The following is a 20158-nucleotide window of genomic DNA, read 5'->3' on the forward strand; positions in this document are numbered from 1 at the left end:
TTGAGAGTCCCCCTCGCGATGACGCCTCTAGACACCAAGCGCCCGCTGCAGCTCAATGATCAGGGCCAGCTGCGCCACTTCCTCTCGCTCGACGGTTTGCGCCGCGAGCTGCTGACGGAAATCCTCGATACCGCCGACTCGTTCCTCGAAGTCGGCGCCCGGGCGGTAAAGAAGGTCCCGTTGCTGCGCGGCAAAACCGTGTGCAACGTGTTCTTCGAGAACTCCACCCGCACCCGTACCACTTTCGAACTGGCGGCCCAGCGCCTGTCGGCGGACGTGATCACCCTGAACGTATCGACGTCGTCGGCGAGCAAGGGCGAAACCCTGCTCGACACCCTGCGCAACCTCGAAGCCATGGCCGCCGACATGTTCGTCGTGCGTCACGGTGACTCCGGCGCGGCGCACTTCATCGCCGAACACGTGTGCCCGCAGGTGGCGATCATCAACGGCGGCGACGGCCGTCACGCCCACCCGACGCAGGGCATGCTCGACATGCTCACCATCCGTCGGCACAAGGGCGGCTTCGAAAACCTCTCGGTGGCCATCGTTGGCGACATCCTGCACTCGCGGGTCGCGCGCTCGAACATGCTCGCGCTGAAAACCCTCGGTTGCCCGGACATCCGCGTGATCGCGCCGAAAACCCTACTGCCGATCGGCATCGAGCAATACGGCGTGAAGGTCTACACCGACATGACCGAAGGCCTGAAAGACGTCGACGTGGTGATCATGCTGCGCTTGCAGCGTGAACGCATGACCGGCGGCCTGCTGCCGAGCGAAGGCGAGTTCTACCGCCTGTTCGGCCTGACCACCGCGCGCCTGGCCGGCGCAAAACCGGATTGCATCGTCATGCACCCGGGGCCGATCAACCGCGGGGTGGAGATTGAGTCGGCAGTGGCCGACGGCCCGCACTCGGTGATCCTCAACCAGGTTACCTACGGTATTGCGATTCGTATGGCCGTGCTGTCCATGGCCATGAGCGGGCAGACTGCGCAACGTCAATTCGAGCAGGAGAAAGCCCAGTGAAGCTCAGCATTCTCGGCGCCCGCGTCATCGATCCAACCTCGGGGCTGGATAAAGTTACCGACATTCATATCGAAGCCTGCAAGATCGTCGCCCTTGGTGCTGCGCCGGCCGGTTTTGTCCCGGTCGAGACCATCGACGCCAAAGGCCTGGTGGCCGCACCTGGACTGGTTGACCTGAACGTCGCCCTGCGCGAGCCGGGTTACAGCCGCAAAGGCTCGATTGCCAGCGAAACCCGCGCCGCTGCGGCCGGTGGCGTGACCAGCCTGTGCTGCCCGCCAAAAACCAAACCGGTGCTGGACACTTCGGCCGTGGCCGAATTGATCCTCGACCGCGCCCGCGAGGCCGGCAACACCAAAGTCTTCCCGATTGGCGCCCTGAGCAAAGGCCTGGACGGCGAACAGCTGGCCGAGCTGGTCGCCTTGCGCGATGCCGGCTGCGTGGCCTTCGGCAACGGTCTGGAGAGCTTCCGCAACACCCGCACCCTGTGCCGGGCGCTGGAATACGCGGCGACGTTCGACCTGACAGTGATTTTCAACTCGCAGGATCATGACCTGGCCGAAGATGGCTTGGCCCACGAAGGCCCGACCGCGAGTTTCCTTGGCTTGCCGGGCATTCCGGAAACCGCCGAAACCGTGGCCCTGGCCCGGGATCTGTTGCTGGTCGAGCAAAGCGGCGTGCGTGCGCACTTCAGCCAGCTCACCAGCGCTCGCGGCGTGGCCCTGATCGCCCAGGCCCAGGCCCGCGGACTACCGGTGACCGCCGATGTGGCGCTGTATCAGCTGATCCTGACTGACGAAGCGCTGATCGATTTCAACAGCCTCTATCACGTCCAGCCGCCGCTGCGCACCCGCGCCGACCGTGATGGTCTGCGTGCGGCGGTGAAGTCCGGGGTGGTTTCGGCCATCTCCAGCCATCACCAACCTCACGAGCGCGACGCCAAACTGGCGCCGTTCGGTGCCACCGAGCCGGGCATCAGCAGCGTTGAACTGCTGCTGCCACTGGCGATGACGTTGGTGGAGGACGGTTTGCTCGATCTGCCGACACTGTTGACCCGTCTCAGCGCCGGACCGGCCGAGGCCTTGCGCCTGCCGGCGGGTAAATTGACCGTCGGTGGGGCGGCGGACATCGTGCTGTTCGACCCGGCGGCTTCGACCGTGGCCGGCGAAACCTGGCTGTCCAAGGGTGAAAATTGCCCGTTTATTGGCCACAGCCTGCCGAGTGTGGTGCGTTACACCTTGGTGGATGGACGGATTAGCCACCAGGTTTAAGACCGCGCCGCTCCCATCGCGAGCTGGCTCGCTCCCACATTGGAATGCGTTCCCCTGTGGGAGCGAGCCTGCTCGCGATGACTTACTGGAAGGCGCCGCGACTCTGTGCGTTACGCACCGACACTTGGTCGTTCAGTGTCCAGAAGTCATACAGCACTCCCACGAAGAACAACCCGCCCGTCACCAGGTACAGCAACCCGCTGATCCACTTCCCTTGATACATCCGGTGCACGCCGAATACCCCAAGAAACGCCAGCAGAATCCACGCAACGTTGTATTCGATGGGCCCGGCGGTAAACCGCAGGTCGGCTTCCCGGTCCATGGCCGGAATCAGAAACAGGTCGATCAGCCAACCGATGCCCAGCAAACCAAACGTGAAGAACCAGATCGTCCCGGTCACCGGCTTGCCGTAATAGAAGCGGTGAGCCCCGGTAAAACCGAAAATCCAAAGCAGGTATCCGATCACTTTGCTGTGGGTGTCTTGCTGCGCCGCAGACTGTTGATAGGTGTTCATGAAGGACCTCGATTCACACGATAGATAAATATTGTTGAATTCTTTGTGACTTTTTTATGTCGAGCCGACAAGTGGCTCGTCACTGTTACACCTTGCGCAAAGCCTTGTGGGGCTTGGGTTCTGTCCGACAATTGGCTCAATTTACCGCTTGTTGAGCGAAATTGACCCCCAGGTCCAATCGACCAACGGACTCGGAAGGGCCAAAAAAGCTGTTATAAAGTTGCGCGCTAACCCATATGAGCCTTGCCTAATGCGTCCATTTTTCAAGACATGGCTAACCATTTGCCTATTAATGCCACTGGCCGCCCACGCCACCAATCGTGAGCAACGTCTTCCTAACGTTAATGGTTACACCCCTAAATCCCATGTTTCTGCTCCTACGAGCAAAAACAAACAAACTGCAAAACATTCCACCCACCTGGCCACTGCCAACAGCAAGCTGGTTCCGCCGATGGCGAACAAGCAAAGCAGCAACGTGTTGAGCCGTGCCGTGAATGTCCTCGGCACTCCTTATCGTTGGGGCGGCAGCAGCCCAAGTAAAGGGTTCGACTGCAGTGGTTTGGTGAAATATGCGTTTAACGACGCTACCTTCGACCTGCCACGGACCTCCAACGCCATGGCCAGCGGTCATGGGCAGAAAGTCGAACGCAAGGATCTGAAGCCGGGCGATCTGATTTTCTTCAATATCAAGAGCCGTAAGGTCAATCACGTTGCCATCTACCTGGGCAACGACCGCTTCATCCACGCACCGCGCCGTGGCAAGGCGGTGTCCATCGATACGCTGAAGAAACCGTACTGGGAAAGCCACTACGTGGTAGCCAAGCGGGTTTTGCCGAAAGAACCGCATCAGATGCGCGTCGTTCAGCGCTGATTTGATCAGCTTTAAACGCTGCATACAAAAACGCCCCGATCATCTCTGATCGGGGCGTTTTTTATTGCCGGTGCGCGGGCTAGGCGGCGATCGACAACTTGAGCTTGTTCATCGCGCTCTTTTCAAGCTGACGAATACGCTCGGCCGACACGTTGTACTTTTGCGCCAGGTCGTGCAGCGTGGCTTTTTCTTCTGCCAGCCAGCGCTGGTAGAGAATGTCACGGCTGCGGTCGTCCAGCACTTCCAGCGCTTCGTGCAGGTTGTGGTTGGAGTTGTCGCTCCAGTCGGCATCTTCCAGTTGACGGGCCGGGTCGTACCGGTGGTCTTCCAGATAGTTGGCCGGCGATTGGAAAGCGCTGTCGTCGTCCGCTTCGGCGGCCGGGTCGAAGGCCATGTCATGGCCCGTCAGGCGACTTTCCATCTCGCGCACTTCCCGCGGCTCTACGCCGAGGCTTTCCGCCACACGGTGGACTTCCTCGTTGTTCAGCCACGCCAGACGTTTCTTCTGGCTGCGCAGGTTGAAGAACAGTTTGCGCTGGGCCTTGGTGGTCGCGACTTTCACAATGCGCCAGTTGCGCAGGATGAACTCGTGAATTTCCGCCTTGATCCAGTGCACAGCGAACGAAACCAGACGCACACCCATTTCCGGGTTGAAGCGTTTTACAGCCTTCATCAGGCCGACGTTGCCTTCCTGGATCAGGTCAGCCTGGGCCAGGCCGTAGCCGGAATAGCTACGGGCAATGTGTACAACAAAACGCAGGTGGGCGAGCACCATCTGCCGAGCCGCCCCCAAATCCTGCTCATAATAGAGACTCTCGGCCAGTTCACGCTCCTGCTCCGGCGTCAGCAATGGAATGCTGTTCACGGTGTGCACATAGGCCTCCAGGTTTGCGCCTGGGACCAGAGCATAAGCAGGTTGCAAAGAAGTGGTCATACGAAAAAACCTCCGACTTACATAACTCGTGCAGTTCAGCACTGCGAAAATTGACCGGAAACCGTTGGACAAGTTCCCATAAAAACCGAAAGGTCAATACGCACAAAAAGATACTACTTCGGCGCCAACTCCCTGAGATGGCGTGCGACTGCAATCCATGCACCGATATAACCCAACAGCACCGCGCCAAGCAAGAGCGACAGACCATCGGCAACTGGCACTCCGGCCAGCGCAAAATTACTGCCGTACAAGCCGGCCAAACCAACCACTGCGTCGTTCAGCCAGTTCAGGCCAAACGCCAAGACACCCCAGGAAAGAACCCCCGCACCGAAGCCATAAAGCGCGCCCATGTACAGAAAGGGCCTGCGCACATAGCTGTCCGTGCCGCCGACGAGTTTAATCACTTCTATCTCTGTGCGGCGGTTTTCAATATGAAGACGAATGGTATTGCCTATCACCAAAAGTAATGCAGAAACCAAAAGCACGGTCAGACCGAAGACAAACCGGTCACCCAGCTTGAGGATGGCGGCCAGACGCTCGACCCAGACTAGATCAAGTTGCGCTTGTTGTACCTTCGGCAATTCGGAAAGTTTTTGTCGTAATGCTTCAAGAGTCGGCTTGTCGACCTCTTTCGGCGTCACCAGGACCACGCCTGGCAGCGGGTTTTCCGGCAACTCCTTGAGCGCCTCACCCAGGCCCGACTGTTGCTGGAACTCTTCCAGCGCCTGATCGCGACCGACATATTCAGCATCTGCTACGCCGGGCATGCCTTTGATCTGTTCGCGCAACGACTCGCCCTGTTCCGGGCTGGCGCTGAGCTCCAGATACAAGGAAATCTGCGCCGCACGTTGCCAGGAACCACCGAGTCGCTCGACGTTATTCAGCAAAAGTGACAGGCCCATCGGCAAACTCAGGGCCACTGCCATCACCATGCAGGTGAAAAAGCTGCCGATCGGCTGTTTGCCCAACCGACGCAGACTGTCCACCAGGCTGGCGCGATGGCTTTCGATCCAGGCACGCAACAGCGTGGCGAAATCCGGGCCGTCGTCATCGTCGCGTTTTTTCTTTTTCGGTTGCTGATCGGCAGCCTTGGGGGCTACGCGCTCGGAAACCTTGGGGCTGCGTGTCGCACTCATACGCCGGCCTCCCCGTCACCGATCAATCGACCGCGCTGCAAGGTCAGCATGCGATGGCGCATACGGGCGATCAGTGCCAGGTCGTGACTGGCGATGAGTACGCTGGTGCCCAAGCGGTTGATGTCTTCGAACACGCCCATGATCTCGGCCGCCAGACGCGGATCGAGGTTACCGGTCGGTTCGTCCGCCAGCAGCAAGGCCGGACGGTGAACGATGGCGCGGGCGATGCCGACGCGCTGCTGTTGACCGGTGGACAGGTCGCCGGGGTACAGATCGGTCTTGTCCGAGAGCGCCACGCGCTCCAGGGCCGAGTCGACACGTTTGGCGATCTCGGGCTTGGACAGGCCGAGGATCTGCAACGGCAGCGCGATGTTGTTGAACACCGTGCGATCGAACAGCAGTTGGTGGTTCTGGAACACCACGCCGATCTGCCGCCGCAGGTACGGAATCTGTGCGTTGCTGATGGTGCCCAGGTCCTGGCCGGCCAACAGCAATTTGCCGGTGGTCGGACGCTCCATGGCCAGCAACAGCCGCAGCAAGGTGCTTTTACCGGCGCCGGAATGGCCGGTGACAAACAAGAATTCGCCCCGACGGACTCGAAAGCTCAGCTCATGCAAGCCGACGTGACCATTCGGGTAGCGTTTACCGACCTGTTCGAAACGAATCATGAACGCTCCCGCTCGGCAAACAATGCCTGGACAAAGGGTTCTGCTTCAAAAGTACGCAAGTCGTCGATGCCTTCACCGACGCCGATGTAGCGAATCGGCAAGCCAAACTGCTTGGCCAGGGCGAAAATCACCCCGCCCTTGGCCGTGCCATCGAGCTTGGTCAGCGCCAGGCCCGTCAACTGCACGGTCTGGTTGAACTGCTTGGCCTGGTTGATGGCGTTCTGGCCAGTACCGGCGTCGAGCACCAACAGCACTTCGTGCGGCGCGTCGGCGTCAAGTTTGCCGATCACCCGACGAACCTTCTTCAGTTCTTCCATCAGGTTGTCTTTGGTGTGCAGGCGACCGGCGGTGTCGGCAATCAGCACGTCGATGCCCCGGGCCTTGGCGGCCTGCACAGCGTCGAAGATCACTGAAGCCGAATCGGCGCCGGTGTGCTGGGCGATCACCGGGATCTTGTTGCGCTCACCCCAGACCTGCAATTGCTCCACCGCAGCGGCGCGGAAGGTGTCACCGGCGGCGAGCATGACTTTCTTGCCCTCCAGCTGGAGCTTCTTCGCCAGTTTGCCGATGGTGGTGGTTTTGCCGGCGCCGTTGACGCCAACCACCAGAATCACGAACGGTTTGTTCTGCGAGGTGATTTTCAGCGGCTGCTCGACAGGCTTGAGCATCGCTGCCAGTTCCGCTTGCAGGGATTTGTACAGCGCATCGGCATCGGCCAGCTCTTTGCGCGCGACTTTCTGGGTCAGGCGCTGAATGATCACCGACGTCGCTTCGACGCCTACGTCAGCGGTCAGCAGACGGGTTTCGATGTCTTCGAGCAGCTCGTCATCGATGATCTTCTTGCCCAGGAACAGGCTGGCCATGCCTTCGCCGATGCTGGCGCTGGTCTTGGACAGGCCTTGCTTGAGGCGAGCGAAGAAACCGGCTTTGGTTTCTTCGGTGCGCGGAGCTTCGGTGGGCGCTTCAACGGCTGCTTCGGCAACCACTTCAACCGGCACAACTGGCGCAGCGACGACAGGTGCAGGTGCAGGTGCAGGCTCTGGCTGCGCAATGACCGGCGCTGCCGGGGCAACAGCCACAGGGGTAACCGGCTCGGCAACAACAGGCTCAGGGACAACCGGCGCAGGCTCGACAATCGGCTCGACCACAGGCGCCGGAGCAACCTCGGTAACCAACGCGGCAGGCGCAGGAATCACTGGCGTCACGTGCGGCGCAGCCTCTTCGACCAACGCCACCGGCTCTTCCGCTACCGGCAAGGTCAGCCAGGGCGCAGCGGCCGGCGTCACTGGCGACTCGGCCACGACTTCGACTTGAGGCTCAGGCTCAGGCTCAGCCACCGGTTGCAGCACCGGCTCGGCAATCGCCAGGACAATCGGCGCCGGCTCTTCTTCTATTACCGGCTCGGGCAGTGGCTGTGGCTGTTCGACGACGGTTTCCTGCGGCTTTTTGCGCAGCCATCCGAACAGGCTTTTCTTCTCGCCAGCCGCAGCTGGGGTCTTCTTGTCGTCGTTGGAACCAAACATGGAGGACGGCTATCTCACGGTAGCGACGCGCCAAAGGGCGCCCCGGCAAATAAATATTCAATGCAGAACAGACTGCGATTCATCCAGCTTGTTCACGCGCAACTATTTGTCGAGGCACCAACGGCACCTCAAAGGTCGACTAATACGAAGGACTGGACCGGCATCGTCGGCGAAAACGCAGAGTTTAGCTGACAAACTGAAAGCTTCTGCCGAGAACCCATACAACCTGCAGGCCGATTAATGGCCTGATAGGCGTGGCCGCCAGTAAAACGGATCAGTATCCTAGCACCTCCTCGCCCGCCTAGGCTAAGACCAAGCGGGCAGCTCAACAGGTTTAAAAACGTATGAATGCTCTAGCCCGCCGCGCCGCAGGCCTGCTGCTCAGCACAGTTTGTCTGCCCCTCTCGGCCCTGGCTGCCGATCCACAACCCACCCACGAATTCACCCTCGACAACGGCTTGAAGGTCGTCGTGCGCGAAGACCATCGTGCGCCGGTGGTGGTTTCCCAGATCTGGTACAAGGTCGGCTCAAGCTATGAGACGCCGGGGCAAACCGGTTTGTCCCACGCCTTGGAACACATGATGTTCAAGGGCAGCGAGAAGGTTGGCCCCGGCGAAGCGTCGCTGATCCTGCGTGACCTCGGCGCCGAAGAGAACGCTTTCACCAGCGACGACTTCACGGCGTACTACCAAGTGCTGGCCCGTGATCGCCTGGGCGTGGCCTTCGAGCTCGAAGCGGACCGCATGGCCAACCTGAAATTGCCGGCCGACGAGTTCAGCCGCGAGATCGAGGTTATTAAAGAAGAGCGTCGCCTGCGCACTGACGACAAGCCGATGTCCAAGGCTTACGAACGTTTCAAGGCCATGGCCTACCCGGCCAGCGGTTATCACACGCCGACCATCGGCTGGATGGCTGACCTCGACCGCATGAAGGTCGAAGAACTGCGCCACTGGTACAAGTCCTGGTACGTGCCGAACAACGCCACTTTGGTGGTGGTCGGCGACGTAACCCCGGATGAAGTCAAAGCCCTGGCCCAGCGTTACTTCGGCCCGATTGCCAAGCGCGACGTACCACCGGCGAAAATCCCGCTGGAACTGGCCGAGCCCGGCGAACGGCAGATCACCCTGCACGTGCAAACCCAACTGCCGGCCCTGATGCTGGCCTTCAACGTGCCGAGCATCGCCACCGCCGAAGACAAGCGCTCGGTAAATGCCTTGCGCCTGATCTCGGCCCTGCTCGACGGCGGCTACAGCGGACGTATCCCGACACAACTGGAGCGCGGCGAAGAGCTGGTGTCCGGCGGTTCGTCGAGCTACGACGCCTACACCCGTGGCGACAGCTTGTTCACTCTGTCGGCGACCCCGAACACCCAGAAAAACAAAACCATGGCCCAGGCTGAGGCCGGTCTATGGAAGCTGCTCGAACAGCTGAAAACCACCGCACCATCGGCGCAGGAACTGGAGCGCGTGCGGGCTCAGGTCATTGCCGGCCTGGTCTACGAGCGCGACTCGATCACCAGCCAGGCCACCTCGATCGGCCAACTGGAAACCGTCGGTCTGTCGTGGAAGCTGATGGACACCGAACTCGCCGATCTGGAAAGCGTCACCCCCGAAGACATCCAGAAAGCCGCCAAGCTGTATTTCACCCGCGAACGTCTCAGCGTCGCCCATGTACTTCCACTGGAGACGACTCATGAGTGAGCATAAAAAATCGCGCCTGCCACTGATTGGCCTGATCGCTGTCGCCCTGATCGGCTCGGCCGCGTTCTATTTTTCCAAAACCGATGAGTCCAAGGCCAGCGAAGCCCTCGATAAAGCCAAGACCAGCCAGAAGCTGCAGTCTTTGGCCGAACTCGACGGCAAAGCCCCGAGCCATCGCAACATGAACGTGCAATCCTGGACCACCGCCGAAGGCGCCAAGGTGTTGTTCGTCGAAGCCCGGGAGCTGCCGATGTTCGACATGCGCCTGATCTTCGCCGCCGGCAGCAGCCAGGACGGCAATGCGCCCGGCCTGGCCCTGCTGACTAACGCCATGCTCAACGAAGGCGTTGCCGGCAAAGATGTCGGCGCTATCGCCCAGGGCTTCGAAGGCTTGGGCGCAGACTTTGGCAACGGTGCTTATAAAGACATGGCGATTGCTTCGCTGCGCAGTTTGAGCGCTGTGGACAAACGCGAGCCGGCATTGAAGTTGTTCTCCGAAGTCATCGGTAAACCGACCTTCCCTGCCGACTCGTTCGCGCGGATCAAAAACCAGATGCTCGCCGGCTTCGAATACCAGAAGCAGAACCCCGGCAAACTGGCTGGCCTGGAGCTGATGAAACGTCTCTACGGCGATCATCCTTACGCTACCTCCAGCGACGGCACAGCGAAATCTGTTCCGGCGATCACCCTGGCGCAGTTGCGGGCCTTCCACGAGAAAGCCTACGCCGCGGGTAACGTAGTAATTGCGATGGTCGGTGACCTGTCCCGCGCCGAGGCTGAAGCGATTGCCGCGCAAGTCTCCAGCGCCCTGCCAAAAGGCCCGGCCCTGGCGAAGATTGCGCAGCCGACCGAACCGAAGGCCAGCATCAACCACATCGAGTTCCCTTCCAAGCAAACCAACCTGATGCTCGCGCAACTGGGTATCGACCGTGATGACCCGGACTACGCAGCACTGTCCATGGGCAACCAGATCCTTGGCGGCGGCGGTTTCGGCACCCGATTGATGAGCGAAGTGCGCGAGAAGCGTGGTCTGTCTTACGGCGTGTATTCGGGCTTCACCCCGATGCAGGCTCGCGGGCCGTTCATGATCAATCTGCAAACCCGCGCCGAAATGAGCGAAGGCACCCTGAAACTGGTGCAGGATGTCCTCGCCGACTACCTTAAAACCGGCCCGACCCAGAAAGAACTCGACGACGCCAAGCGTGAACTGGCCGGCAGCTTCCCGCTGTCCACCGCCAGCAACGCCGATATCGTCGGCCAACTCGGCGCCATGGGTTTCTACAACTTGCCGCTTAGCTATCTGGAAGACTTCATGCAGCAGTCCCAGAGCCTGACTGTCGAGCAGGTTAAAACCGCACTGAACAAACACTTGAGCACGGACAAAATGGTCATCGTCACCGCTGGCCCGACCGTGCCGCAAAAGCCGTTACCGGCCCCATCTGATAAACCCACCGAGCAGCCGCTCGGGGTTCCGGAGCATTAATGGCCAGTCCATCGCGTCCTAAAAAACCTGTTCACAACGTCCATAACGGCGTAAATCAACTGCGCATCATCGGCGGTGAATGGGGCAGCCGAAAGCTGAGCTTCCCCGATGCGCCGGGCCTGCGCCCGACGCCGGACCGGGTGCGTGAAACCCTGTTCAACTGGCTCGCACCGTATGTCGCCGGGGCCAAGGTGCTGGATCCGTTTGCCGGCAGCGGCGCACTGTTCCTCGAAGCGCTGTCCCGTGGCGCGGCCATGGGCCAGGCGCTGGACGCCAGCAACATCGCGGTCTCCAGCATCAAGGAACACTTGGGCACGCTGCGCTGCACCACCGGCCAGGTCCAGACCGCCGACGCCTTGCGCTACCTGGAAACCCAGACAGCAACCGCCTACGACGTGGTGTTCCTCGACCCGCCGTTCAACCAGAACCTGTTACCCGGTGTTTGCGCACTACTCGAAGAGCGTCAATGGCTGGCCGACGAGGCCTGGGTCTACACCGAAAGCGAAAATGCGCCGTCGTCGCTGGGTTTGCCGGGCAACTGGCGCCTGCACCGCGAGCAGAAATCCGGGCGGGTTTACTACGCGTTGTGGCAGCGTACAGCAGAGATTGCTGGTTAATCGACTAGCCTGAAACAAGGTGCGCACCGGTTGCGCACCGCTGCATCGAGAATAATGTGTCCCATCCGCCAGAACGCTTCACCCCGGCCTTCGGCTTTGGCAACCCGCACTTGCAAACCTTGTGGGGGCCGCTGTGGCGAAAAACCACCCATATTGATCGCGAGCGCGAACGGCTTTGGCTCGAAGACGGCGACTTCCTCGACCTCGACTGGCACGGCCCGCACACCGCCAACGCACCGCTGGTGCTGGTGTTGCACGGGCTGACCGGTTCGTCGAACTCGCCTTACGTGGCTGGCCTGCAAAAAGTGCTGGGCGATCAGGGTTGGGCCAGTGTTGCGCTGAACTGGCGCGGTTGCTCGGGCGAGCCAAATCTGTTGCCGCGAAGCTACCATTCCGGCGCCAGTGAAGACCTGGCCGAAACCATCAAGCACCTGAAAGCCAAACGACCGCTCGCGCCGCTGTATGCCGTCGGCTATTCCCTGGGCGGCAATGTGTTGCTCAAGCACTTGGGCGAGACCGGCAGCGACAGCGGCGTACTCGGCGCTGTGGCGGTGTCAGTGCCGTTTCGCCTTGATCAGTGCGCCGACCGCATTGGGCAGGGTTTTTCCAAGGTCTATCAAGCGCATTTCATGCGCGAGATGGTGGCCTACATCAAGAACAAGCAACGCCAGTTCCAGCATGACGGACGCCACGATGGCTTGGCCGAATTGGCCGCGCTAGGCTCGCTGGAAAACATGCGCACGTTCTGGGATTTCGATGGCCGGGTCACCGCGCCGCTGAATGGTTTCGCGGACGCCGAGGATTACTATCGCCGCGCCTCTAGTCGCTATTTCCTCGGTGAAATCCGCACACCAACCCTGATCATCCAGGCTGCTGACGACCCGTTCGTGTTTCCTCACAGCCTGCCCGAAGCCAGTGAGTTGTCTGCCTGCACCCAATTCGAGTTGCAAGCCAAGGGTGGGCATGTCGGCTTCGTCGACGGTACGTTCAGGCAACCGGGTTACTACCTTGAGCGGCGCATTCCCCAATGGCTGACCGCTGCGGGTCGCGAATAACGCCATGGATAACGATCAGGGCGAGTCGATTCGGTTCTGGCAAACGGCACCGCTGGCCGGGGTCGAACTGTTATCCGCGCGCTACATCGAACACCGCTTCGCACCCCATGTGCATGACGGCTATGTCATCGGCATGATCATGGCTGGCGCCCAGCGCTATCGTTATCGCGGCGCTGAGCATCTGGCGGGCAGTGGCACTCTCGTTTTGATCAACCCGGATGAATTGCACACCGGCCATAAAGGCGCCGAGGACGGTTGGTTGTACCGAGCGTTTTATCCCGACAGTGGGCAGATTCTCTCGCTGCTGGCCGAGCTGGAATTGCCAACCAGTGAATTGCCGGCATTCGGCGCCACGCTGTATCGCGATCCGGATCTGGTGAAGGGTTTCTGCCAGTTGCATCGTCTGCTGGAGAGCCCGTCCACAGCATTGCAACAGCAGACGGTCTGGCGGGAAATGATGCTGTCGCTGCTGCAACGCCATGCCGCCGTGTCGATTGCCGGCAAACCTGGCAAGGAACACCGGGCGGTGACGCAGGCCAAAGACTTGCTGCATTCGCAATTGGCAGCACCGCCGTCACTGGAAGAACTGGCCACAGCAGTGAACCTGTCGCCCTTCCACTTTGCCCGAGTGTTCCGCCGCGCCACCGGCATGCCGCCGCACACCTGGCTGATGCAGCAACGTATTGCTCGAGCGCGGGCCTTGTTACAGGACGGCTGCCTGCCGCTGGAAGTCGCGACGCGATTGGGGTTTGCCGACCAGAGTCATCTGAGCCGGCAGTTCAAGCAGGTTTACGGGGTTGGGCCGGGGGCGTATCGCAGTGCCCGCCTTAAAAGCTAAAGATCGCAGCCTGCGGCAGCGCCTACATGGAATGCATTCCAATGTAGGCGCTGCCGCAGACTGCGATCTTTTGATCTTATTCGCCGGTCGCAACGCCCCGCGCCGGTTCATTGATCCACTCACTCCACGACCCGGCATACAACGACGCCAACGGATAACCCGCCAGGCACAACGCAAACAGGTTGTGGCAGGCCGTCACGCCGGAACCGCAATACGCCACCAATTCCGTCGGCGAGCGATCACCGAGTTTCGCGGCAAAGCGCTGCTTGAGCTGATCGGCCGGCAGGAAACGCCCGTCGCTGCCCAGATTGTCAGTGAACGCCGCGCATTGCGCGCCGGGGATGTGCCCGGCAATCGGGTCGATCGGCTCCACTTCGCCTTTGAAGCGCGGCAAGCCGCGGGCGTCGAGCAGGGTCAGCGCAGGATGGCCGAGACGTTGCTGAAGTTGATCGGCACTAAGCAACAATGAAGCATCCGGCGTACCGCTGAAGGTTCCACGCAAAACCGAAGGCGCATCGAGACTCAATGGCAGACCGGCCGCGTGCCAGGCTTTGAGCCCGCCATCGAGGATGAACACGCCGTCACGCTTGCCCAGCCAGGCCAGTAACCACCAGGCCCGAGCCGCGTAGGCACCGGGACCGTCGTCGTACAGAACCACTTCGCTGTCAGGGCTGATGCCCCAGGCTTGCAGGCGTTCGATCAAATCTTCGGGTTCAGGCAGCGGATGGCGCCCGGTGACGCCTTTGATGACCGTCCCGCTGAGATCACGCTCCAGATCGGCAAAGCTCGACCCGGCGATATGCCCTTCGGCATAACTGCGCTGACCGTAGTCAGGGTCTTCGAGGGCAAAACGACAATCCAGAATCACCAGCCCCGGCTGCTCCTTCTTCAGGTCCAACGCTTGCGGGCTGATCAGTTGCGCAATGGGCATAACGGGCTCCTGTGATTAACTCGGTATTTGATCCTGCGGCCCTTCTTCCAGGGCTTGGGCCAGCGGCACGTAAAACTCTTCGAACAGGGCATTCACCTCTTCGCGAGACTGATCGGTGACAAACCCGGCTTCCAGCACCAACACCTGATACACCCCACGCTTGATCGCTTGCTCGCTCAAGTGGTTGGAGTTTTCCCGCGTGGTGCACAAAAAACGCACCCAGGACGTAAGAATGATCCAGGCATTGATGGTCAGGGATTCGATCTGCACCCGGTCCATGTTCAGGATGCCAGCCTCGACGAACCCTTTGTAAATGGCCGTGCCCTGAATCACGCAGCGCTGGGAAAAGCGCCGGTAACGGGCGGCCAGGTCCGGATCGCTTTCGAGCAGATGTTCGAGGTCACGGTGCAAAAACCGGTAGCGCCACATCGCCGCCAGCAGCTCCTTGAGGTAGTAACGCTTGTCCTCAACCGTAGCGGCGCGACCTTGGGGCGGGCGCAGGAAGCTGTCCACAAGGCTTTCGTACTCACTGAACAACACGGCGATGATCGCCTGCTTGTTGGGGAAGTGGTAGTACAGGTTGCCCGGGGAAATTTCCATATGGGCAGCAATGTGGTTGGTGCTGATGCTGCGCTCGCCCTGCTGATTGAACAGCTCCAGGCTGTTCTGCACGATGCGCTCGCTGGTTTTGATCCGTGGGGCCATGGCTTGAGCTTTAATTCAGAGTGCGGTGACGGGCATCTTACGACCTATCCGGGAGTGGATAAAACAAAGCTGCGCCAGGATGTCATTTGACTTTCTAGAGCATAGACTCTAAAAAGTTCCTCATTACAATAAATCCGGAGCCGACCATGAGTGCCGACATCGCCTACCTGCAGAACCTACAGCAGCCTTTGGACGAACTCCAAACACTGTTTGATGCGCAACGGGCCGCTTACGCCGCCAACCCGATGCCGCCCGCCGCCCAACGCCAGCAATGGCTCAAGGCTTTGCGGGATCTGCTGAGCGATGAACGTCAGGCCTTGATCGACGCCATCAGCCAGGATTTCAGCCACCGCAGCGCCGATGAAACCCTGCTCGCCGAGCTGATGCCGAGCCTGCACGGCATTCATTACGCCAGCCAACACCTCAAGGGCTGGATGAAACCGTCGCGGCGCAAGGTCGGCATCGCTTTTCAACCCGCTTCAGCCAAAGTCGTTTATCAGCCGCTCGGCGTTGTCGGTGTGATCGTGCCGTGGAACTACCCGCTGTATCTGGCCATCGGCCCTCTGGTGGGTGCGTTGTCGGCGGGTAATCGGGTGATGCTCAAACTCAGCGAGTCCACGCCGGCTACGGGTTTACTGCTCAAGGAGTTGCTCGGCCGGGTGTTTCCACAAGACCTGGTCTGCGTGGTGCTGGGCGAGGCTGATATCGGTGTCGCGTTCTCCCGACTGCGTTTTGATCACTTGCTGTTTACCGGCGCCACCAGCATCGGCAAACACGTCATGCGCGCAGCGGCCGAGAACCTGACCCCGGTGACACTCGAACTGGGTGGCAAGTCCCCGGCCATCGTCTCTCGCGACGTGCCACTCAAGGACGCTGCCGAACGCATCGCTTTCGGTAAAACCCTCAACGCAGGGCAAACCTGCGTGGCGCCGGACTACGTGCTGGTGCCCGAGGATCGTGTCGGATCTTTCGTCGAAGCCTATCGCCAAGCGGTTCGCGGGTTTTATCCGACCCTGGTCGACAACCCGGATTACACCGCCATCATCAATGACCGACAGCTGGCGCGGCTTAACGGCTACCTCAGCGACGCCACCAGCAAGGGCGCGCTGTTGATTCCGCTGTTCGACCAGGGCCAGGGCCGACGCATGGGCCACAGCCTGTTACTCAATGTCAGCGACGACATGACGGTAATGCAGGACGAAATCTTCGGCCCGGTGCTGCCTATCGTGCCGTACACCGACCTGAATCAGGCATTTGCCTACATCAATCAACGGCCTCGTCCGCTGGCGCTGTACTACTTCGGCTACGACAAGCGCGAGCAGAATCGCGTGCTTCACGAAACCCATTCCGGCGGCGTGTGCCTGAACGACACGCTGCTGCACGTCGCCCAGGACGACATGCCGTTCGGTGGCATCGGCGCCTCGGGCATGGGCCATTACCACGGTCACGAAGGTTTCCTGACCTTCAGCAAGGCCAAGGGTGTGCTGATCAAACAGCGGTTCAACGCGGCGAAGTTGATTTATCCGCCGTATGGCAAAGCTATTCAGAAACTGATTCAGAAGCTATTTATCCGCTAATAACCCTCACCGCCGGGTAATAACAATAATGAGCCCAAGCCTGTCCGATACACCCGCGCTGTCACGGCGTGGCCTGCTGAAGTTCAGCCTGGGCGCCAGCGCCTTTCTCGCCACCGCCGGGCTGGGGGCCAGCCTCAGTGGTTGCTCGTCGAGCATTCCGGCCAGCGGTTTTGCGATTTTGCGCAGCGGCGACCTGTTGTTTTTGCGAGCGCTGATCCCGGTGATGCTCGACGGCGCAGTGGCCTCAGTGAACATGCCGACGGCGGTCGACGGCACCCTGAAAAACCTGGATAGCGGCCTCAATCACCTGTCACCGGAAATGCTCAAACTGACTCAACAGCTGTTCGATGTGCTCGGGATGGCCGTGACTCGTGGACCGCTGACCGGGATCTGGGGCAGTTGGGAAAACGCCAGTGGCGATGAGATTCGGCATTTCCTTGATCGTTGGCAGAACAGTTCGTTGAGCCTGTTGCGCATGGGGCATAGCTCGTTGCTGCAACTGGTGATGATGGCGTGGTACAGCCGGAAGGAGTCCTGGGCGCATTGCGGGTATCCGGGGCCACCGACCGTTTGAGACCGAGGCGACCCCTTCGCGGGCAAGCCTCGCTCCCACAGGGTTTGTGGCGGAGCGCCCATTTGTAAACGACTCAAACCCTGTGGGAGCGTGGCTTGCCCGCGAAGGCGCCAGCCGCCTCACGACTGAATCCAAAATAAAAAGAGAATTCTGAACATGCCCGTACCCGATCCGTTCCGCGAAGGCCTGGCCCGTGGCTGGAAAACCTACAACGGCGCGCAATTGACCCAGGACCTGACCCTGGAAGCCGACGTGGCAATCATCGGCAGCGGTGCCGGTGGAGGCACCACCGCCGAAATCCTCAGCGCCGCTGGCTACAAGGTGTTGCTGATCGAAGAAGGCCCGCTCAAGACCAGCAGCGACTTCAAGATGCTCGAAGACCAGGCCTACGCCAGCCTCTATCAGGAAGGCATCGGTCGCATGAGCAAGGATGGCGCGATCACCATCTTGCAAGGCCGGGCGGTGGGCGGCACCACGCTGATCAACTGGACCTCAAGCTTCCGCACGCCGGACCCGACCCTCGAACACTGGGCCAAGGAGCACAACGTCAAAGGCCACAGCCCGACCGAGATGGCGCCGTGGTTCGAAAAAATGGAACAACGCCTGGGCGTCGCGCCGTGGATGATTCCGCCCAACGCCAACAACGACGTGATCCGCAAAGGCTGCGAGCAACTCGGCTATAGCTGGCACGTGATCCCGCGCAATGTGCGCGGCTGCTGGAACCTCGGCTACTGCGGCATGGGCTGCCCGACCAACGCCAAGCAATCAATGATGGTGACGACCATTCCGGCGACCCTGGAAAAGGGCGGCGAACTGCTCTACCTGGCCCGTGCCGAGAAACTGTCGATCAAGGATGGCAAGGTCACCGGCCTCAATTGCGTGGCCATGGACGATCGCTGCGTCGCACCGACCGGACGCACCATCACGGTCAAGGCCCGGCACTACGTGCTGGCCGGCGGCGGGATCAACAGCCCGGCGTTGCTGCTGCGTTCCGACGCACCCGACCCGCACAAACGGCTGGGCACCCGGACGTTCCTGCATTTGGTCAACATGTCCGCCGGGCTGTTCGACGAGGTGATCAACCCGTTCTACGGTGCGCCGCAGTCGATCTATTCCGACCATTTCCAATGGCAGGACGGCACCACCGGCAAAATGTCCTACAAGCTCGAAGTACCGCCGCTGCAACCGGCCCTGGCGGCGACTCTGCTGGGCGGCTTTGGCAAAGAAAACTCACAACACATGGAAAACCTGCCCCACACCCACGCCATGCTGGCGTTGCTGCGCGACGGCTTCCACCCGGACAGTCCCGGGGGCAGCGTCGAGTTGCGCGGCGATGGCACGCCGGTCCTCGACTACCAGGTTTCACCCTACGCCTGGGACGGCTTGCGCCGTGCGTTCCATAGCATGGCCGAGATCCAGTTCGCCGGTGGCGCCAAAGCGGTGATGCCGATGCACGCCGATGCGCGCTACGTGAAAACCCTCGCCGAGGCCCGATCCTTGATCGATGGCCTGAGCCTTGAGCTGTACCGCACACGCCTGGGCAGTGCTCACGTGATGGGCGGTTGTGCGATGGGCGAAGACCCGAAAAACGCAGTGACCGACAGCCTTGGCCGCCATCATCAGATCAGCAATCTGTCTATCCATGACGGATCGCTATTCCCCACCAGCATTGGCGCAAACCCACAATTGTCGGTCTACGGGCTGACGGCGCAACTGGCGACTTCCCTGGCCGAACGCCTGAAAAACCCATGAAAAACCGGAATTCTCCTATCGTCTATAGTGCTTTCTTACCCAACAGGCGACTTTCCCGACCGGGAAGGCTGCGATACCATCCGACTCCCCAACGGACTCCCGCCAGGACGACGCGATGAACCGAGTGTTGTACCCAGGTACCTTCGACCCTATTACCAAGGGCCATGGCGATCTGGTCGAACGCGCCTCGCGCCTGTTCGATCATGTGATCATCGCTGTCGCCGCCAGCCCGAAGAAAAACCCGTTGTTTCCCCTGGAACAGCGTGTGGAGCTGGCCCGCGAGGTCACTAAACATCTGCCCAACGTTGAAGTCGTCGGCTTCTCGACGCTGCTGGCGCACTTCGCCAAAGAGAAGAACGCCAACGTGTTCCTGCGCGGTTTGCGCGCAGTGTCGGACTTCGAATACGAATTCCAGCTGGCCAACATGAACCGCCAACTGGCGCCGGATGTGGAAAGCCTGTTTCTTACGCCTTCCGAGCGTTATTCGTACATTTCCTCGACGCTGGTTCGTGAAATCGCTGCCTTGGGCGGCGATATCACCAAGTTTGTCCACCCAGCGGTGGCGGACGCCCTCACCGAACGCTTCAAGAAGTAGGAGCTGCCGAAGGCTGCGATCTTTTGCCCTTGATCGCGCCCGCGTGCACTGCGGGCGCCAATGCGGCACAATTGCGCGCATTGGTTTATTGCGCCCGGGCCTGCCGCCCTGGCTGGAGTTAGCATGTCCCTGATCATCACCGACGATTGCATCAATTGCGACGTTTGCGAACCCGAGTGCCCGAACGCCGCCATCTCCCAAGGCGAAGAGATCTACGTGATCGACCCTAACCTGTGCACGCAGTGTGTCGGCCACTACGACGAGCCTCAGTGCCAACAAGTCTGCCCGGTAGATTGCATTCCGCTGGATGAAGCGCATCCAGAGACTGAAGAGCAGTTGATGGCGAAATACCGGATCATTACCGGTAAGGCGTGAGCCAGATGTTTCTGTGGCG

20 protein-coding genes are annotated in these 20158 nt (G+C 60.5%); 13 read left to right on the top strand and 7 right to left on the bottom strand.

All coding sequences use genetic code 11. From position 1 onward, the window contains the following. The first annotated feature begins 18 nt into the window (after window positions 1–18). The gene (locus JFT87_RS02775) at window positions 19–1023 is read left to right on the top strand and encodes an aspartate carbamoyltransferase catalytic subunit (RefSeq protein WP_201198564.1); all 1005 of its coding nucleotides are present in this window, start codon (window positions 19–21) and stop codon (window positions 1021–1023) included. Beyond that, window positions 1020–2291, top strand: a complete 1272-nt coding sequence (locus JFT87_RS02780) for a dihydroorotase (protein ID WP_201198566.1) — start codon at window positions 1020–1022, stop codon at window positions 2289–2291. The genes JFT87_RS02775 and JFT87_RS02780 overlap by 4 nt, the downstream gene beginning before the upstream one ends. A gap of 82 nt (window positions 2292–2373) precedes the next feature. On the opposite strand, the gene JFT87_RS02785 is transcribed toward JFT87_RS02780, so the two are convergent. After that, entirely contained in the window at window positions 2374–2805 is a 432-nt protein-coding gene (locus JFT87_RS02785) for an NINE protein (protein ID WP_201198568.1), read from the bottom strand. 250 nt (window positions 2806–3055) lie between these two features. Between JFT87_RS02785 and JFT87_RS02790 the strand changes: the two genes are divergently transcribed. Continuing rightward, window positions 3056–3676, top strand: a complete 621-nt coding sequence (locus JFT87_RS02790; RefSeq protein ID WP_201198570.1) for a C40 family peptidase — start codon at window positions 3056–3058, stop codon at window positions 3674–3676. 79 nt (window positions 3677–3755) lie between these two features. On the opposite strand, the gene rpoH is transcribed toward JFT87_RS02790, so the two are convergent. The 4 genes from rpoH to ftsY form a co-directional block, all read right to left on the bottom strand. After that, complete coding sequence (gene rpoH / locus JFT87_RS02795) at window positions 3756–4610, bottom strand: RNA polymerase sigma factor RpoH (RefSeq protein ID WP_003176698.1); 855 nt, start codon at window positions 4608–4610, stop codon at window positions 3756–3758. Window positions 4611–4723: 113 nt separating this feature from the next. Continuing rightward, entirely contained in the window at window positions 4724–5746 is a 1023-nt protein-coding gene (gene ftsX / locus JFT87_RS02800) for a permease-like cell division protein FtsX (protein ID WP_201198572.1), read from the bottom strand. Continuing rightward, entirely contained in the window at window positions 5743–6414 is a 672-nt protein-coding gene (ftsE, locus tag JFT87_RS02805; protein WP_201190075.1) for a cell division ATP-binding protein FtsE, read from the bottom strand. Before ftsE ends, ftsX begins: the two co-directional genes overlap by 4 nt. Then, complete coding sequence (gene ftsY / locus JFT87_RS02810; RefSeq protein WP_201198574.1) at window positions 6411–7937, bottom strand: signal recognition particle-docking protein FtsY; 1527 nt, start codon at window positions 7935–7937, stop codon at window positions 6411–6413. The genes ftsE and ftsY overlap by 4 nt, the downstream gene beginning before the upstream one ends. Before the next feature lie 344 nt (window positions 7938–8281). On the opposite strand from ftsY, the gene JFT87_RS02815 reads away from it, so the two are divergent. From JFT87_RS02815 to JFT87_RS02835, 5 genes are read left to right on the top strand one after another with little or no spacing between them, the layout of a single operon-like run. Continuing rightward, on the top strand, window positions 8282–9637 hold the full coding sequence (locus JFT87_RS02815; protein ID WP_201198576.1) for a M16 family metallopeptidase: 1356 nt from the start codon (window positions 8282–8284) through the stop codon (window positions 9635–9637). Next, window positions 9630–11120, top strand: a complete 1491-nt coding sequence (locus JFT87_RS02820) for a M16 family metallopeptidase (RefSeq protein ID WP_201198578.1) — start codon at window positions 9630–9632, stop codon at window positions 11118–11120. The genes JFT87_RS02815 and JFT87_RS02820 overlap by 8 nt, the downstream gene beginning before the upstream one ends. Further along, window positions 11120–11737 carry a 16S rRNA (guanine(966)-N(2))-methyltransferase RsmD gene (gene rsmD / locus JFT87_RS02825; protein ID WP_201198580.1) on the top strand — a complete coding sequence of 206 codons (618 nt, stop codon included), beginning with the start codon at window positions 11120–11122 and terminating at the stop codon, window positions 11735–11737. Before JFT87_RS02820 ends, rsmD begins: the two co-directional genes overlap by 1 nt. 56 nt (window positions 11738–11793) lie before the next feature. After that, the gene (locus tag JFT87_RS02830) at window positions 11794–12792 is read left to right on the top strand and encodes a hydrolase (RefSeq protein WP_201198582.1); all 999 of its coding nucleotides are present in this window, start codon (window positions 11794–11796) and stop codon (window positions 12790–12792) included. Between the two features lie 4 nt (window positions 12793–12796). Beyond that, entirely contained in the window at window positions 12797–13630 is an 834-nt protein-coding gene (locus tag JFT87_RS02835; protein ID WP_201198584.1) for an AraC family transcriptional regulator, read from the top strand. A 76-nt stretch (window positions 13631–13706) separates the two neighbouring features. Here JFT87_RS02835 and JFT87_RS02840 read toward each other — a convergent pair whose 3' ends face one another. Together JFT87_RS02840 and JFT87_RS02845 are read right to left on the bottom strand one after the other, a co-directional pair. After that, the gene (locus tag JFT87_RS02840) at window positions 13707–14561 is read right to left on the bottom strand and encodes a sulfurtransferase (RefSeq protein ID WP_201198586.1); all 855 of its coding nucleotides are present in this window, start codon (window positions 14559–14561) and stop codon (window positions 13707–13709) included. A 15-nt stretch (window positions 14562–14576) separates the two neighbouring features. Further along, on the bottom strand, window positions 14577–15266 hold the full coding sequence (locus JFT87_RS02845; protein WP_201198588.1) for a TetR/AcrR family transcriptional regulator: 690 nt from the start codon (window positions 15264–15266) through the stop codon (window positions 14577–14579). A 146-nt stretch (window positions 15267–15412) separates the two neighbouring features. Between JFT87_RS02845 and JFT87_RS02850 the strand changes: the two genes are divergently transcribed. The 5 genes from JFT87_RS02850 to JFT87_RS02870 all read left to right on the top strand — a co-directional run bounded on the left by JFT87_RS02850 (window position 15413) and on the right by JFT87_RS02870 (window position 20139). Then, complete coding sequence (locus JFT87_RS02850; protein ID WP_201198589.1) at window positions 15413–16843, top strand: coniferyl aldehyde dehydrogenase; 1431 nt, start codon at window positions 15413–15415, stop codon at window positions 16841–16843. A 28-nt stretch (window positions 16844–16871) separates the two neighbouring features. Continuing rightward, a complete protein-coding gene (locus JFT87_RS02855) occupies window positions 16872–17417 on the top strand; it encodes a twin-arginine translocation pathway signal protein (protein WP_201198590.1) in 546 nt (181 codons plus the stop codon). Window positions 17418–17573: 156 nt separating this feature from the next. Then, on the top strand, window positions 17574–19169 hold the full coding sequence (locus JFT87_RS02860; protein ID WP_201198591.1) for a GMC family oxidoreductase: 1596 nt from the start codon (window positions 17574–17576) through the stop codon (window positions 19167–19169). A 115-nt stretch (window positions 19170–19284) separates the two neighbouring features. Further along, window positions 19285–19764, top strand: coding sequence for a pantetheine-phosphate adenylyltransferase (coaD, locus tag JFT87_RS02865; RefSeq protein WP_201198592.1), 480 nt, complete (start codon window positions 19285–19287; stop codon window positions 19762–19764). Between the two features lie 123 nt (window positions 19765–19887). Beyond that, window positions 19888–20139 (top strand): YfhL family 4Fe-4S dicluster ferredoxin, encoded by a 252-nt coding sequence (locus JFT87_RS02870; RefSeq protein WP_010466792.1) that lies wholly within the window; start codon window positions 19888–19890, stop codon window positions 20137–20139. The last annotated feature ends 19 nt before the right edge of the window (window positions 20140–20158 follow it).

This window comes from Pseudomonas sp. TH15, from assembly GCF_016651105.1.
In the GTDB taxonomy this organism is placed as follows: Bacteria; Pseudomonadota; Gammaproteobacteria; order Pseudomonadales; family Pseudomonadaceae; genus Aquipseudomonas.

Coding starts and splice junctions, on each gene's coding strand:
- JFT87_RS02785 (WP_201198568.1), bottom strand. CDS start 2,805: ATGAACACCTATCAACAGTCTGCGGCGCAGCAAGACACCCACAGCAAA.
- JFT87_RS02775 (WP_201198564.1), top strand. CDS start 19: ATGACGCCTCTAGACACCAAGCGCCCGCTGCAGCTCAATGATCAGGGC.
- JFT87_RS02815 (WP_201198576.1), top strand. CDS start 8,282: ATGAATGCTCTAGCCCGCCGCGCCGCAGGCCTGCTGCTCAGCACAGTT.
- ftsX (WP_201198572.1), bottom strand. CDS start 5,746: ATGAGTGCGACACGCAGCCCCAAGGTTTCCGAGCGCGTAGCCCCCAAG.
- JFT87_RS02870 (WP_010466792.1), top strand. CDS start 19,888: ATGTCCCTGATCATCACCGACGATTGCATCAATTGCGACGTTTGCGAA.
- JFT87_RS02840 (WP_201198586.1), bottom strand. CDS start 14,561: ATGCCCATTGCGCAACTGATCAGCCCGCAAGCGTTGGACCTGAAGAAG.
- JFT87_RS02790 (WP_201198570.1), top strand. CDS start 3,056: ATGCGTCCATTTTTCAAGACATGGCTAACCATTTGCCTATTAATGCCA.
- JFT87_RS02860 (WP_201198591.1), top strand. CDS start 17,574: ATGCCCGTACCCGATCCGTTCCGCGAAGGCCTGGCCCGTGGCTGGAAA.
- JFT87_RS02850 (WP_201198589.1), top strand. CDS start 15,413: ATGAGTGCCGACATCGCCTACCTGCAGAACCTACAGCAGCCTTTGGAC.
- coaD (WP_201198592.1), top strand. CDS start 19,285: ATGAACCGAGTGTTGTACCCAGGTACCTTCGACCCTATTACCAAGGGC.
- ftsE (WP_201190075.1), bottom strand. CDS start 6,414: ATGATTCGTTTCGAACAGGTCGGTAAACGCTACCCGAATGGTCACGTC.
- JFT87_RS02835 (WP_201198584.1), top strand. CDS start 12,797: ATGGATAACGATCAGGGCGAGTCGATTCGGTTCTGGCAAACGGCACCG.
- JFT87_RS02845 (WP_201198588.1), bottom strand. CDS start 15,266: ATGGCCCCACGGATCAAAACCAGCGAGCGCATCGTGCAGAACAGCCTG.
- ftsY (WP_201198574.1), bottom strand. CDS start 7,937: ATGTTTGGTTCCAACGACGACAAGAAGACCCCAGCTGCGGCTGGCGAG.
- rsmD (WP_201198580.1), top strand. CDS start 11,120: ATGGCCAGTCCATCGCGTCCTAAAAAACCTGTTCACAACGTCCATAAC.
- rpoH (WP_003176698.1), bottom strand. CDS start 4,610: ATGACCACTTCTTTGCAACCTGCTTATGCTCTGGTCCCAGGCGCAAAC.
- JFT87_RS02855 (WP_201198590.1), top strand. CDS start 16,872: ATGAGCCCAAGCCTGTCCGATACACCCGCGCTGTCACGGCGTGGCCTG.
- JFT87_RS02820 (WP_201198578.1), top strand. CDS start 9,630: ATGAGTGAGCATAAAAAATCGCGCCTGCCACTGATTGGCCTGATCGCT.